The sequence below is a fragment of the Mycobacterium sp. NGS51 genome, from assembly GCF_059812525.1.
In genome coordinates this window covers 18,903-32,226 of sequence record NZ_JCALCV010000030.1, presented here as the reverse complement: position 1 = coordinate 32,226, position 13,324 = coordinate 18,903, and the positions used below count along the sequence as shown (strand labels likewise).

The 13,324-nt window shown below is 66.5% G+C and carries 13 protein-coding genes and 1 pseudogene; 8 read left to right on the top strand and 6 right to left on the bottom strand.

Annotated elements, in window-relative coordinates:
* The 5 genes from AC5Y5W_RS24310 to eccE form a co-directional block, all read left to right on the top strand.
* A partial coding sequence (locus tag AC5Y5W_RS24310) for a WXG100 family type VII secretion target (RefSeq protein ID WP_500022647.1) occupies nucleotides 1-196 on the top strand: 196 nt, incomplete at its 5' end.
* Between the two features lie 41 nt (nucleotides 197-237).
* Entirely contained in the window at nucleotides 238-1,098 is an 861-nt protein-coding gene (locus tag AC5Y5W_RS24305) for an ESX secretion-associated protein EspG (protein ID WP_500013839.1), read from the top strand.
* Between the two features lie 81 nt (nucleotides 1,099-1,179).
* A complete protein-coding gene (gene eccD, locus AC5Y5W_RS24300) occupies nucleotides 1,180-2,610 on the top strand; it encodes a type VII secretion integral membrane protein EccD (RefSeq protein WP_500013838.1) in 1,431 nt (476 codons plus the stop codon).
* Nucleotides 2,607-3,992, top strand: a complete 1,386-nt coding sequence (mycP, locus tag AC5Y5W_RS24295) for a type VII secretion-associated serine protease mycosin (RefSeq protein WP_500013836.1) — start codon at nucleotides 2,607-2,609, stop codon at nucleotides 3,990-3,992. The genes eccD and mycP overlap by 4 nt, the downstream gene beginning before the upstream one ends.
* Nucleotides 3,989-4,990 (top strand): type VII secretion protein EccE, encoded by a 1,002-nt coding sequence (gene eccE, locus AC5Y5W_RS24290; protein WP_500013834.1) that lies wholly within the window; start codon nucleotides 3,989-3,991, stop codon nucleotides 4,988-4,990. The genes mycP and eccE overlap by 4 nt, the downstream gene beginning before the upstream one ends.
* Here eccE and AC5Y5W_RS24285 read toward each other — a convergent pair.
* A complete protein-coding gene (locus AC5Y5W_RS24285; RefSeq protein ID WP_500013832.1) occupies nucleotides 4,983-6,179 on the bottom strand; it encodes an alpha/beta hydrolase family protein in 1,197 nt (398 codons plus the stop codon). The two genes, eccE and AC5Y5W_RS24285, sit on opposite strands and share 8 nt — an antisense overlap.
* Before the next feature lie 196 nt (nucleotides 6,180-6,375).
* On the opposite strand from AC5Y5W_RS24285, the gene AC5Y5W_RS24280 reads away from it, so the two are divergent.
* Nucleotides 6,376-6,957 (top strand): IS607 family transposase, encoded by a 582-nt coding sequence (locus tag AC5Y5W_RS24280; RefSeq protein WP_500013830.1) that lies wholly within the window; start codon nucleotides 6,376-6,378, stop codon nucleotides 6,955-6,957.
* Nucleotides 6,957-8,336 carry an IS607 family element RNA-guided endonuclease TnpB gene (tnpB, locus tag AC5Y5W_RS24275; RefSeq protein WP_500013828.1) on the top strand — a complete coding sequence of 460 codons (1,380 nt, stop codon included), beginning with the start codon at nucleotides 6,957-6,959 and terminating at the stop codon, nucleotides 8,334-8,336. The genes AC5Y5W_RS24280 and tnpB overlap by 1 nt, the downstream gene beginning before the upstream one ends.
* Nucleotides 8,337-8,360: 24 nt before the next feature.
* On the opposite strand, the pseudogene AC5Y5W_RS24270 reads toward tnpB, so the two are convergent.
* Nucleotides 8,361-9,040, bottom strand: a pseudogene (locus AC5Y5W_RS24270) (amidohydrolase family protein); the annotation flags it as partial.
* Nucleotides 9,041-9,114: 74 nt separating this feature from the next.
* Between AC5Y5W_RS24270 and AC5Y5W_RS24265 the strand changes: the two are divergent.
* A complete protein-coding gene (locus AC5Y5W_RS24265; RefSeq protein WP_500013826.1) occupies nucleotides 9,115-9,885 on the top strand; it encodes a trans-aconitate 2-methyltransferase in 771 nt (256 codons plus the stop codon).
* Nucleotides 9,886-9,895: 10 nt separating this feature from the next.
* Here the strand turns inward: AC5Y5W_RS24265 and stf0 are convergent, their stop codons facing one another.
* Genes stf0 through AC5Y5W_RS24245 form a run of 4 tightly spaced genes read right to left on the bottom strand, consistent with a single transcriptional unit; the run spans nucleotide 9,896 to nucleotide 13,323 of the window.
* Nucleotides 9,896-10,699 (bottom strand): trehalose 2-sulfotransferase, encoded by an 804-nt coding sequence (gene stf0 / locus AC5Y5W_RS24260; protein ID WP_500013845.1) that lies wholly within the window; start codon nucleotides 10,697-10,699, stop codon nucleotides 9,896-9,898.
* A 6-nt stretch (nucleotides 10,700-10,705) separates the two neighbouring features.
* Nucleotides 10,706-12,097, bottom strand: coding sequence for a sulfatase family protein (locus tag AC5Y5W_RS24255; RefSeq protein ID WP_500013843.1), 1,392 nt, complete (start codon nucleotides 12,095-12,097; stop codon nucleotides 10,706-10,708).
* 5 nt (nucleotides 12,098-12,102) lie between these two features.
* Nucleotides 12,103-12,795, bottom strand: a complete 693-nt coding sequence (gene bluB, locus AC5Y5W_RS24250; RefSeq protein WP_500013824.1) for a 5,6-dimethylbenzimidazole synthase — start codon at nucleotides 12,793-12,795, stop codon at nucleotides 12,103-12,105.
* A gap of 45 nt (nucleotides 12,796-12,840) precedes the next feature.
* Nucleotides 12,841-13,323, bottom strand: coding sequence for a hypothetical protein (locus tag AC5Y5W_RS24245; RefSeq protein WP_500013822.1), 483 nt, complete (start codon nucleotides 13,321-13,323; stop codon nucleotides 12,841-12,843).
* Between the last annotated feature and the right edge of the window lies 1 nt (nucleotide 13,324).

The window sequence follows — 13,324 nt, the reverse complement described above, 5'->3', positions numbered from 1 at the left end:
TTCCAGTGAGCAGGCCGCGTTGTCGGGTGCTTGGCAAGGTGATACCGGGATGACTTATCAGGCGTGGCAGGCGCAGTGGAATCAGGCGATGGAAGAGTTGGTGCGGGCTTATCACGCGATGGCGGGCACCCATGAGACCAACACCATGGCCATGCTGGCCCGCGACCAAGCCGAAGCCGCCAAATGGGGAGGCTAGCCAACCCGCCGGTCATCGAGTCCAGTCGGTCCGCGGGATAAATGGGCACCGGTCCTAACGCCGTCGAACTGACCGTCGACCAGGCGTGGTTCATCGCCGAGACCAGTGGCGCGGGAAGTTTGCCGTGGGTATTGGCGATCACGACGCCCTACACCGACGCCGGGGAGCGAGGCGCGTTCATCGCTCGGCAGACTGCCGAATTGACTCGGATGGGTCTGATGTCTGCCGACGGCGCGATCAACCCGGCGGTGGCCGACTGGGTACGAGTGGTGTGCTTTCCGGACCGATGGCTGGATTTGCGCTACGTGGGACCCGATCAATCCGGCGGAGCAGGCGACCTACTGCGCGGTATCGTCGCGCGGCGCGGCGACAACACTGTTGTCGCGCTGCGCAACGCGCAACTGGTCACCTTCACATCGATGGACATCGGTGACACGCGGGCACTGGTGCCGGTCCTGAGCGTCGGGCTTGCGCATCGGCCGCCGGCGCGGTTCGACGAGTTCAGCATGCCCGCCCGGGTCGGCGCCCGAGCCGACGAGCGGCTGCGCGCCGGCGCATCGCTTGCCGAAGTGCTTGACTTCCTGGGGATTCCAGAAACAGCACGACCCGTGGTGGAGTCGGTGTTCACCGGCCCGCGCAGCTACGTCGAGATCGTCGCCGGGTGCCGCCACGACGGACAACACGCCACCACCGAAGTCGGGATGAGCATCGTGGACACCACCGCGGGCCGGGTGCTGGTCAGTCCCTCCCGCGCATTCGACGGTGAATGGATCTCGACATTCTGCCCCGGAACACCGTTTTCGATCGCGGTCGCGATCGACCAACTGACCGCGACGCTGCCGGACGGTCAGTGGTTCCCCGGGCAGCGACTCTCCCGAGACTTCCAGACCCAATCCAGCTGACGAGCCCTACCAGAACCGAACACCCGCTGTTCTACGAAAAGAAAGAGAAGCAATGTCCCCCCAAAGTCTGAGGATCCGCTGATGTCCAGCGCCGTGATGCCGATCGTCCGGGTCGCCATCCTCGCCGACAGCCGGTTGACAGAAATGGCGTTGCCCGCCGAGCTGCCGCTGCGCGAAATCCTGCCCGCGGTCCAACGGCTGGTGGTTCCCAGTGCCGGTAGCGACGGTGCCGAGGCAGCCGACGCCGCCGAAGCCGCCGGGCCGGTAACCCCCGCCCGGCTCAGCCTTGCGCCGATCGGTGGTGCGCCGTTCAGCCTGGATGCCAGTCTGGACACCGTCGGCGTCGTCGACGGTGACTTATTGGCGCTGCAGCCCGTCCCGGCCGGAGCGGCTGCCCCCGGCATCGTCGAAGACATCGCCGACGCCGCGGTGATCTTCTCGACATCCCGATTGAAGCCGTGGGGAATCAGCCACATCCAGCGCGGTGCGCTGGCCGCAGTCATCGGCTTAGTGGTCGCTGCAACCGGTTTGGCGGTCACGCATCGGCTGGTCACCGGCGCAGCAGCGGGGCTGATCACCGTCGCCGCGATTGCCGTGCTCACCGCGGTGGCCGGCCTGGCGATCCGATCACCGCGTGCGGCAACTGCCGTGTCGATTGTCGCGCTGGTGCCGATCGCTGGGGCATTGATGCTGGCGGTACCCGGTAACTTCGGACCGGCGCAGCTGATGCTGGGCGCAGCCGGCGTCGCAGCATGGTCACTGATCAGCATCGTCCTTCCCCGCCGCGACCATGGTCGGGCTACCGGATTCTTCACTGCCACAGCCGTTCTCGGGTTCGGCGTGTTGCTGGCCGCGTTGGCTGAAATTCTTTGGGAGCTACCGATGCTCAGCATCGGTTGCGGGCTGATCGTGCTGGCATTGCTGGTGACCATTGAAGCCGCACAGCTGTCCGCGCTGTGGGCACGGTTCCCGCTGCCGGTGATCCCGGCACCTGGGGATCCCACCCCGTCCGCGCCATCGTTGCGGGTGCTGCAGGATCTGCCGCGCCGGGTGCGGATCAGCGATGCGCATCAAACCGGGTTCATCGCCGCCGCTGTGTTGCTCAGCGTGCTCGGCTCGGTGGCCATCGCGTTGCGACCCGAAACATTGGCGGGCTGGGGCTGGTACGTGGTGGCGGGAACTGCGGCGGCCGCGGCCCTTCGGGCCCGGGTGTGGGATTCAGCCGCCTGCAAGGCGTGGCTGCTTGCCCAGCCGTACCTGGTGTCGGTGGTACTCCTGGTGCTCTACACCGCTACCGCGCGGTATCTCGCCGCGCTGTGCGCGATCGTGGTGCTGGCGGTGCTGGTGCTGGCCTGGGTTGTGGTTGCGCTGAACCCGCCGATCGGCTCACCGGACAGCTACTCACTGCCGCTGCGCCGGCTGCTGGGCTTCGTCGCATCCGGCATCGACGCATCACTGATTCCTGTGATGGCCTACCTGGTCGGGATCTTCAGCTGGGTACTCAATCGATGATTCGTGCCGGTTTCTCCTGTCTCGCAGCGGTCTTGGCCGCCGGGGTGTGGGTCTGCCCGCCGTCGGCGGCGATCAGCCCGCCGACGGTCGATCCGGGCGCCGAGCCGCCGAGCGGTGCCCCGGGGCCAGTTCAGCCGATGGAGCAGCGCGGTGAATGCAGCGTCTCGGGCATCATCCCGGGCAGCGATTTCGGTGCGGCCAGCCCCAACCAACTGGCCATGAATCTGCCTGATGCATGGCGGATTTCCCGCGGTGAGGGCCAGTTGGTGGCGGTCGTGGACACCGGAGTGCAGCCGGGACCGCGGCTGCCCAGCGTCGAACCCGGCGGTGACTACATCGAGGCGACCGACGGCCTCACCGACTGCGACGGGCATGGCACCCTGGTCGCCGGAATCATCGCCGGCCAACCCGGCGACGACGGCTTTGCCGGTGTCGCTCCCGGCGCGCGGTTGCTGTCATTGCGCACCGCCTCTGTGAAGTTTTCGCCCCGAATGCCCGGCGGAGACCCGACATTGGCGCGGGCGACTTTCGACGTGACGGCGCTGGGACGAGCGATCGTGCACGCGGCTGATCTCGGTGCTCGCGTGATCACCATCTCCTCGGTCACCTGCCTACCGGCCGACCGTGGCGTCGACCAGTCCGCGCTCGGGGCGGCGATCCGATACGCCGCCGTCGACAAGGACGCGGTCATCATCGCCGCCGCTGGCGACAGCGGCTCGACCGGTTCGATGGCCGGTGGATCCGCATGTGAATCCAACGCGCTGACCGATATGAGTCGTCCCGACGACGCCCGAAACTGGGCAGGCGTCACCTCGGTGTCGATCCCCTCGTGGTGGCAGCCATACGTGCTTTCGGTTGGCTCCCTGTCACCCAACGGCCAGCCGTCGAAGTTCACCATGGCCGGACCGTGGGTAGGTATCGCCGCACCTGGGCAGAACATCGTGTCAGTGAGCAACCGCGACGACGGCGGCCTGGCCAACGGCCTGCCCAATGATCGCCAGCAACTGCTGGCACTGAGCGGCACCGGTTATGCGGCCGGTTATGTGTCGGGCGTGGCGGCACTGGTGCGCAGCAAATATCCCGAGTTGACGGCCGACCAGGTGGTGCACCGGATCACCGCGACCGCACACAACGGCGCCCGCGCGCCGTCCAACATTGTCGGCGCCGGCACGCTCGACCCGGTGGCAGCCCTGACCTGGGAGCTGCCCGCTACCGCCGATCATGATGCGGCGCCGGTGAAACAACTCGCGGCGCCACCCGAACCGGCCCCAAAGGACCGCACCCCGCAGATCGTCGCGTTCGCCGGATCGGCGGCCCTCATCCTGGCCGTCGTGGTTGTCGCCGCGATCGCCGCGCGCCGACGAAAGGAACTCACCTCGTGAGGCAATCAGCTCTCGCATCGCTACCGACCGGACGGATTGTGCTCGTCCTGTTGGCCATCGTGCCTGCGGCCATGGCTTATCCGTGGCAGTCCCCACGCGAGCGTTGGGTGCTCGGCATCGCCGTCGCGGTGGTGATCGCCCTGTTGGCCTGGTGGCGGGGTTTGTTTGCGACGACCATGCTGCGCCGCCGGGTCGCGGTGCTGCGCCGCAACCGGGGTTGGGGCCGAGGCCGCCGATCAGCCACCGACGTGCGGGCTACCGCGCTGTTGCGCATCACGGCATCGGACACCGACCTCGATGTGCTGCCGCTTCCGCTGATCGCCCGGTACCTGGACTGCTACGGGATTCGCGCCGACGCGGTGCGTATCACCAGCCGTGACACCGCATCCGATGCCGCTGCGTCGCAGCGGGACACCTGGATCGGGCTGACCTTGTCGGCCGCCGATAACCTCGGCGCGTTGCAGGCCCGCTCGTCGAAGATCCCGTTGCATGAGACGGTCGAGGTGGCCGTGCGCCGACTCGCCGACCATCTCCGCGAGGCCGGCTGGGCGGCGAGCACCGTGGACCCCGATGACGTTCCCGAGCTATTCGCGCGGCCCGCTCGGGAGACCTGGCGCGGAATCCGAGTCGGCAGTGCGGAATACGTTGCGGCGTACCGCGTCAAGGCCGACGCGGAGCTGCCCGAGACGCTCGCGGTGATTCGGTCATACCCGGCGCGCGAAACGTGGACGGCGCTGGAGATCGCCGGTGCTCCGGGAGGCCACACGCTGGCGGTGGCATGCGCATTCCGCACTGACGGCCGGCCGGGCCGGGCGGGACCGCTGGCGGGGCTGACTCCGCAAGCCGGTAACCAGCGGCCCGCGCTTGCGACGCTGCACCCGTCGTCGGTGCAGCGGCTCGACGGGCACAACGAGCTACCCACCGACCTACTCACCCGGCTGCGCTGGCCGAGCACCGCCCAACGGCAGTCCAGGGCGCGCCACGCAGCGGTCAGCTGAACATGAAACCCTGCAGGAACTGAGTCATCCGACGCAGGTAGTCGAGTTGGCTGATATGCATGAGGTGGCTGCCGGGGAACCAATGCAGCGCGCAGCGATCCCAATGCTGCCATAGCATTTCGGCTTGACTCGGGGGCGCAAACCGGTCGCCGAGACCGGTGATGATCAGCCGGCGGTCTTTGGCCACCAGCGGTTGGTAGCTCAACGGCGAGTGGTAGGACAGTGCGGCGGCCAACTCGTCGCGGCTGATGTCACTCATCCGCATCCCCAGCGCCACCAGCAGGCTGGCGGGGAACCAGTCGTCGAATGCCGCGATCGGGGTGACCACCGGGCAGTTGGGAATGACGGCTTCGAGCCGGTCATCGATCGAGGCGACCAATGCCGAGGTATAGCCGCCCAGCGATATTCCGGTGAGCGCGATCCGTTCGACACCGGTAGAGCGCAGATAATCCAGCAGCGAACGAAAGTCGTGGACCGCCTGGGCGGTTGCTTCGGCGAAACCGGTCAGGCCGCGGGCGAAGTAGCCGTAACCGCTGAACGGAGAATACTTTTCGGCCCGTCGTCCGTGAAACGGCAAAGTGTAGAGCACAACGTCATAGCCGGACTTGTAGTACCACGGCAGCGAGAAAAACCGGCCGTTCAGCAGATAGGACGAACCCAGAAAACCGTGAATGACACACAGCGTCGGGCGCGGACCGTCGTTATGCCGCCAATGCTGCGCCCGGACAATATTGTTGCGGCGCAAGGTTCGCCACTGCTGGCGCATCGCGGGGTTGACTGCTTCGAAACTGCTGGCGAACGCGATGTTTTCGACATTGCCGTGCGCGAGCCACTCCGCCAGGTGGCTGGCCGGTCGCGAGGACACCCGAGGCGACGTCGTCGGCGCCGGGAACGACTTCGCCGGATCGCGCTCGGCGGCTAGTTCGGCGTAGAAGCCCAGATTGTCCCGCTCCCGGTGGGATTCGCTGCGGCGCACCGCAGTCCCGAGTACCGGTGGCAGCATCGCGGCACCGAGCATGGTGGCGACTGCGGTACGCAGTCCGACATCGCTGACCGCGGACGCTTCGACGATCGCGCGCTGCCGCGGCGGCAGCGTCGACCGTTCGGGCAACCCGTTGGCGCTCGCATCTGCGCCGGGCACGTCGGGAACGGGGATAGGCGGATCGACGGGGGTGGCGTCGGACGTCATTGTCGGCTGGCCCCTCCGGTATCGGGCGGCGAGAACAGTGTAGCCGCGTTCTGGTAGAACACACGCCGCAACCAGTCGTCGTCAACGCCGGGTAATTCGGTGATCGACCGCAGGGCGTCGGCGTAGCTGTAGAGCTGCCAGCTGTTGCGGGTTGGGTGGTCGGTAGTTGTCGGTGGTGTGCTGTAGGAACAGAAGTATGAATCTGGCGGCGTGGGTTGAGCGCAACGGCGTTGCGCAGGTGACGGCGTACCGCTGGTTTCGCGCCGGGCTGTTGCCGGTACTGGCGCGAAAGGTGGGACGGCTGATTTTGGTGGACAACGCGTTTCTGCCAGCCGAACCACGCATGCGAACTGCCGTGTATGCGCAGGTGTCATCGGCTGATCAGAAAGCAGATATCGATCGGCACGTGGCGCGGGTAGCCGCGTGGGCAACGATCCAGCAGATCCCGGCCGACAAGGTCGTGACCGAGGCCGGATTGGCGTTGAACGGGCGTAGGCGCACATTCCTTACCTTGTTGGGTGATCAGTCGGTGACGCGGATCGTGGTGGGGCACCGGGACCGTTTCGGCCATTTCGGCCCCGAGTACGGTCAGGCCGCGCTGGAGGCACCGGGCGGAGAGTTAGTGGTCATCGACACCGCTGAGGATGACGACCTGGTGCGGGATATGACCGAGATCCTGACGTCGATGTGTGCGCCTCTGTATGGCAAGCGTGCCGCAGCGAACCGCGCCAAGCGTGCCCTGGCGGCAGGCGCTATCGAAGACCCTGCGGCGGCCTGATGGCGCGCTTCGAGGTTCCTCCGGGTTGGACGGTACAGGCGTTCCGGTTCACCCTAGACCCGACGGCGGAGCAGGCGCGGTCGTTGGCGCGACACTTCGGCGCGCGGCGCAAGGCCTACAACTGGGCCGTCGCGGCCCTGAAAGCCGATATCCAAGCGTGGCAGGCCACTGGTGTCCAAACAGCCAAGCCGTCGCTGCGGGCGCTGCGGAAGCGGTGGAACACGGTCAAAAACGACGTGTGCGTCAACGCCGAGACCGGCGCGGTGTGGTGGCCGGAGTGCTCGAAGGAGGCCTACGCCGACGGGATCGCGGGCGCAGTGGACGCCTATTGGAACTGGCAACAATCCCGGTCGGGTAAGCGGGCCGGCACCAGGGTTGGGTTCCCGCGATTCAAACGCAAGGGTCGCGACGCTGATCGGGTGTGCTTCACCACCGGTGCGATGCGGGTCGAACCTGACCGACGGCACCTCACACTGCCGGTGATCGGCTGTGTACGCACCCACGAGAACACCCGGCGCATCGAACGCCTGATACGGTCTGGTCGGGCGCGGGTACTGGCGATCTCGGTGCGCCGCAACGGCACCCGTCTGGATGCAAGTGTGCGAGTGCTTGTCCAACGCCCTCAACAACCCAGCGTCGCGCTACAGGGTTCGCGGGTTGGTGTCGATGTCGGGGTGCGACGCCTGGCGACTGTCGCCACCAGCGACGGCACGGTGATCGAGCAAGTTGACAACCCGCGACCGTTAGACGCTGCGCTGCGCGAGCTAGGCCACGTGTGCCGGGCACGATCGCGTTGCACGCCAGGCTCGCGGCGCTACCGTGAGCGCACCACCCAGATTTCCCGGCTACACCGCCGGGTCAATGACGTCCGCACCCATCACCTGCACGTCCTGACAACACGATTGGCTAAAACCCACGGCCGCATCGTTGTTGAAGGCTTGGACGCCGCGGGGATGCTGCGGCAAAAGGGCTCGCCGGGTGCTCGCGCACGGCGACGTGGACTCTTAGATGCGGCCCTGGGCACACCTCGGCGCCACCTGCTCTATAAGACGGGCTGGTATGGGTCGCAGCTAGTCGTTGCTGACCGCTGGTTCCCGTCGTCGAAAACCTGCCATACCTGCGGGCATGTGCAGGACATCGGATGGCCTGAACGTTGGCAATGCCAGCAATGTTGGGCGTCGCATCAACGTGATGACAATGCATCCATCAACCTCGCACGCTACGAGGACACTGTTAGCGTCGTCGGCCCAGTTGGGGCCGCCGTCAAGCGTGGAGCCGACCGTAAGACCCGGCCTCGCCGGGCTGGTGGCCGTGAAGCGCGGAAGGGAACCGGCCACCCAGCCGGGGAACAACCCCGAGACGGGGTGCGAGTCGCGTGACCACTAACGATCACTCACTCGCAACGGGATGTTGGGAAAGTCGCTACCGAACAAGATGCGATCTCCGAACTGGCGTAGTCGCGCCAGTTGCGACGGAGGGAACGGCATCGATTCCTCGACGAACGGCGTGAAGGCCATCGTGGTGTCTAGCCGCACGTCGGCAGAACTCTGGCAGATGTCGAGAACTCGGTGTATTCCGGCATTCCCATGTGGACGACGACCGGTATCCGGGCGTCGTCGATCATTCCCCAAACCCGGTCGAGCAGCGCGTCGTTGGGGTCGTAGCCGCCCACCTGCAGATGTGCCTTGAAGACCTGCGTTCCGCCGCGGATCGCAGCCTCGACGTAGTCATCGGCGTCGGGCTCGTGGTAAAACGTCGCGGTGGCAAGACAATCCGGTGTCGTCCGGGAGAACTCGGCGGCCCACTGGTTCAGCCATGCTGCCATCTGCGGCTTGTGCGCATAGACCAGTGCGGTGAAGCCGCGCACGCCGAACTGCGGTAGTACCTCTACCCGTCGGGACTCTGTGGCGCGATAGTTGATCGGCCACTCGCGCCCGACCAGCGGGCCGGCGGAGTCGAAGTACTTCCACACCTTGTCCATCACCGGTCTCGGCATGAAATGGGTGTGCACGTCCATCACGCCGGGCAAGCCCAATGCGGACCAGATCTCCCGGACGCGCGCGGCCTCATCTTCGTCGGCCATCGCCCACCCTCGATTCGTCACCAGTAATAGGTTGTCTATATCAGTCGGCTCGCGGACTGCTGATCGGAGGACATATGTGGGATCCAGATGTCTACCTGGCATTCGCCGATCAGCGTGCCCGGCCGTTCTACGATCTGCTGACCCGGGTGGGCGCCAAGCGGCCGCGACGGGTGGTCGATCTCGGCTGCGGTCCGGGCAACCTCACCGTGGAGTTGGCACGGCGTTGGCCCGAGGCGGCGGTCGAGGCGCTGGACAGCTCGCCGGAGATGGTCGCCGCCGCCCGCGAACGCGGTGTCGATGCCACCGTCGGTGACCTGAGGACCTGGGCACCGCGGCCCGACACCGACGTGGTGCTGTCCAACGCCGCTGTGCACTGGGTACCGGAGCACGCCGAGCTGATGGTGCGATGGGTCGGTGAGCTGCCCGCCGGCGCCTGGATCGGCGTTCAGGTGCCGGGCGCATTCGACACGCCCTCGCACGCGGCGGTGCGAGCGGTGGCCCGTCGCGAACCCTTCGCAAAGGCGCTGAGCGACATACCGTTTCGAGTGGGCGGCGTGGTCGACACGCCGGCGCATTATGCCGAGCAACTGATCGACGCCGGATGCACCGTCGACGCGTGGGAAACGACGTACCTGCACCAACTGCGCGGCGAGCATCCGGTGCTGGACTGGATCAGTGGCACCGTGCTGCTGGCAGTGCGCGAACGGCTCACCGACGCGGACTGGCAGCAGTTCCGCTCCGAGCTCATCCCGCTGCTTGCCGATGCCTATCCGGCGCGGCCCGACGGGACGACGTTCTTCCCGTTCCGGCGGATCTTCGTCGTCGCGCAGGTGGGCGCGTCGTGAGTATGCACACTCAAACTGGTAAGCCGAGCTGCTCCGCTTCGGCGCGGTAGCGGTCCACCCACTCGTCGGAGCGCTGATCGGCCTGGCGTTCCAATGCCGGCGCGGGCGCCAGTCGGGGATCCTGCCCGACTGCCTCCAGCACAGTCGCGACGATCGTGGTCAGGTTGCGCCACAGCACCGGATAGGCGACGTCGATCGGAGTGATGTTCTCCTCGGCAAACCAACTGCGCCAGCCGTTCTCCTGATCCCGCAGCGTCGTGACGATGTGGGCGATCGCGCCCGCGTGGTACACGGCCCGCGAATCGCGTTCCGGATCGGGCCGGCCCCGCCACACCCTTGTCTGCACCGCCCGCCAGAACGACACCGCCTGCGAGATCACATCGGGTCGGTAGACGTGCACGTAGACCGGCTCGCTGCCGATCACGTCACGGATCGCGGCCCGAAGACTCTCCCCGGAGCGATCCGGTAGCCCCGCGGCCCACTGCTGAAGCAGCGGGGTCTGGTTCCACATCACCTTGCCGCCCCACACGCCGTTAGGGGTGCGGCCGGAGCTGCGGATGTGCTCACGCCAGGCCACCGGCGTCGCGGTGTCCGGCGTACCGGGATCCAGCGGATCGAGCAGTCGCAGGATCGTCTCGTCCTCGACTTCGGCGAACCATTCCCGCGGCTGGGGCGCCATGCCGGTGGTGGGCAAGTACTGAAAGAACTCCTGTGGCTCGCCGGCGCATCCGGTGGCGCGCAGCGATTCCACCAGCAGCGTGCTGCCGCTGCGTTGCGAAGCGAGCACCAGATACGACGTCGGCGTGGACACCAGGTGAGCCTATTTCTTGACTTCGTCCTCGATGCCGCGATCGACGGCGATCGCCGACCGGCTGGTCGGCACCTTGGGGGCATGGATCTGCAGATAGGTTTCGGTGTAGCGAGCCGCGATGCGGCTGCCGGCGAAATCGGAGGGTATGACGTCGCCGGTCTGTACGCGCCACTCGTTGAGTAGCTCAGCCAGATTCCCGGCGATGGCGTCGGCCTGGCCGGTGTCGTCGCCGGCCAACAGGTTATTGGTCTCGGTGGGATCAGCGCGCAGGTCGTAGAGTTCGCGTTCGGGGCGCGGTGCGGTGACCAATGGCCCGACGGCGTGACCCGACGGGCTTTCCTCGATATCCCACGGCAGATCCAGCAGCGGGCGTGGCGCGTAGTTCTCGATGTAGCTGTATTCCTTCGTGCGGATTGCCCGGATCGGGTCGAACGAGTCGTGATACGTCTTGGCGGTGTAGACGTGCTCACGCACCGGCGTGTCGGTGTTCGCCGCAAGCAGCGCCTGCGCATGTGAGATGCCCTCGACGTCGGCCGACTCGTCGACACCGAGCATGTCGAGCAGCGTCGGTACCAGGTCGACGCCGCTGAATAGTTCGTCGTAAACCTTGGGGCTGGCGGTCATTCGGGTGGGCGGGCGGATGATCATCGCGATGCCGGTGCCGGCCTCATACAGCGTGGATTTCTCACGGGGGAATGCCGCTCCGTGATCGGTGAAGAACACCACCCACGTCGTCGCGTCAAGTCCGGTGTCGGCCAGCGTGTCCAGCAGCCGGCCGACTGCGGCGTCGGCGGTGGCTATCGACCCGTAGAAGTCGGCCAGATCTTCGCGGACCTCGCGGGTGTCGGGCAGGTAGCCGGGCAGCGCGACAGCCGCAGGGTCGGCCGGCTGGTAGCGGTCCCGCGGGAAAGGCCGATGTGTCTCGAAGAACCCCGCCGTCAACAAAAACGGTCGGCTGGAGTCGTAGGCGTGCAACCACTGCTGAGCGCGTTCCACCACGTACTCGCAATAGGAATTCGACACGTCGAATTCGTCGAAACCCAGCTGAGACGGATACGACGTCTCATGCTGCATACCGAAAAGTGCTGAATGCCAGCCTGCTTCGGACAAAATCCGTGGCAGCGTACGAACATCCGAGCGGTATTCCCAGCCGTGATGAGCCAGGCCGACGAGTCCGTTGCTCTGCGGATAGCGTCCGGTGAACAGCGATCCGCGTGACGGTGAGCACAGCGGTGCGGTGGCATGCGCTCGGGTGAACAGGATGCCCTCGGCGGCCAACCGGTCCAGTCGCGGGCTCGTCACATCCGCGTGGCCGTAGATGCCGAGGTAGCGCCCCAAGTCGTGCCAATGCACGATCACGACGTTGTCGGGTTGCCGGTGTGTTTCGTCGCTGTCGCTGATCGCCGTCACCTTCCCAGGTCGTCTGGTTCACTCGGAGACGTTATCGGCACCGGTGTGCCCCAGGTGTTCTCCGCTACGAAATCGGCCAACGGCCGCGCATATGCCCAGTGGTCCAATTCCAGCGCCGGCCGATCCGGGAACTCGGGCACCGGACCGAGGCATAGTATCGCCACCGGCTCCGCGTCGGGGGGCATGGACAGCAGGGCCGCCAGCCGTCGTGGATCGAACAACGACACCCAGCCCATGCCCAGTCCCTCGGAACGTGCTGCCAGCCAGAGGTTTTGGATTGCGCAGGAAACCGACGCCAGATCCATCTGCGGCAGAGTGCGGCGCCCGAAGATGTGGTCGTCTCTGCCGTCGCCCAGTGCCACGACCAGCAATTCCGCGCAATTCAGGACGCCTTCGACCTTCAATGCGAGAAATTCCTGAGCTCGCCGGCCCAAGGCTTGCGCAGTGAGCAGACGCTCGTCGTCGACCAGGTCGTGGATGCGTCGTCGCAGCGAGTCATCGGTGATACGGATGAAGCGCCAGGGCTGCATCAGCCCGACACTGGGCGCGGTGTGCGCGGCCTGCAGCAAGCGCACCAGCACGTCCTCGGGAACAGTGCTGCCCGGCACAAACCGGCGCATGTCTCGTCGCTCGGCGATCACGCGATAGACGGCTCGCCGTTCGTCCGGACTGAACGCGTGATCGTGCACAGGGCCATCGTAGGCAAACCCGGCACCCTGGCCGGACCTTGGCAACTACGGCCGGTAGGTCACACCCACCGCGCGGAAAACGTATTCCGGCGGCATGTCAAAGGACAGCGACCGCTGCGGCAACCCGGTGAGCACGTCGCCGGGGATCGCCGCCTTGTAATGCAGCGAGAGGTGACCGCTGAACGCGGGGTCGACGCGGGGAAGGTCCAGCTCGACCTGGACGCCAATCGACCCGATCTGGGCCGTGGCGGCACCGGTGTGCGGCGCATCCCAGCGGGCGTCCACGGTGGGACCGGCCAGCTTGGGCAGCGACGACAAGGTGGCCAGCACCCGCTGCGACGTCAGCACCAGCGAGCCGACGTAACTGGCGACACTGTGCGCCGAGCGCAGGCCGGGGATGGCGCCGCTGAACCGCCGGGTGACCGCGACGTAGTCGGCGAGGTAGATCACGCCCTCCGCTTCCACCTCCGCGCGCAGATCGGCCGGCAACTTGCCGATGCCGAATAGTCTGCGGACAAAGACCGACATG

Excerpts from the sequence above, each read along its gene's own strand:
- mycP (WP_500013836.1), top strand. The coding sequence starts at position 2,607 with ATGATTCGTGCCGGTTTCTCCTGTCTCGCAGCGGTCTTGGCCGCCGGG.
- AC5Y5W_RS24280 (WP_500013830.1), top strand. The coding sequence starts at position 6,376 with ATGAATCTGGCGGCGTGGGTTGAGCGCAACGGCGTTGCGCAGGTGACG.
- AC5Y5W_RS24285 (WP_500013832.1), bottom strand. The coding sequence starts at position 6,179 with ATGACGTCCGACGCCACCCCCGTCGATCCGCCTATCCCCGTTCCCGAC.
- AC5Y5W_RS24305 (WP_500013839.1), top strand. The coding sequence starts at position 238 with ATGGGCACCGGTCCTAACGCCGTCGAACTGACCGTCGACCAGGCGTGG.
- AC5Y5W_RS24245 (WP_500013822.1), bottom strand. The coding sequence starts at position 13,323 with ATGTCGGTCTTTGTCCGCAGACTATTCGGCATCGGCAAGTTGCCGGCC.
- tnpB (WP_500013828.1), top strand. The coding sequence starts at position 6,957 with ATGGCGCGCTTCGAGGTTCCTCCGGGTTGGACGGTACAGGCGTTCCGG.
- eccD (WP_500013838.1), top strand. The coding sequence starts at position 1,180 with ATGTCCAGCGCCGTGATGCCGATCGTCCGGGTCGCCATCCTCGCCGAC.
- AC5Y5W_RS24265 (WP_500013826.1), top strand. The coding sequence starts at position 9,115 with ATGTGGGATCCAGATGTCTACCTGGCATTCGCCGATCAGCGTGCCCGG.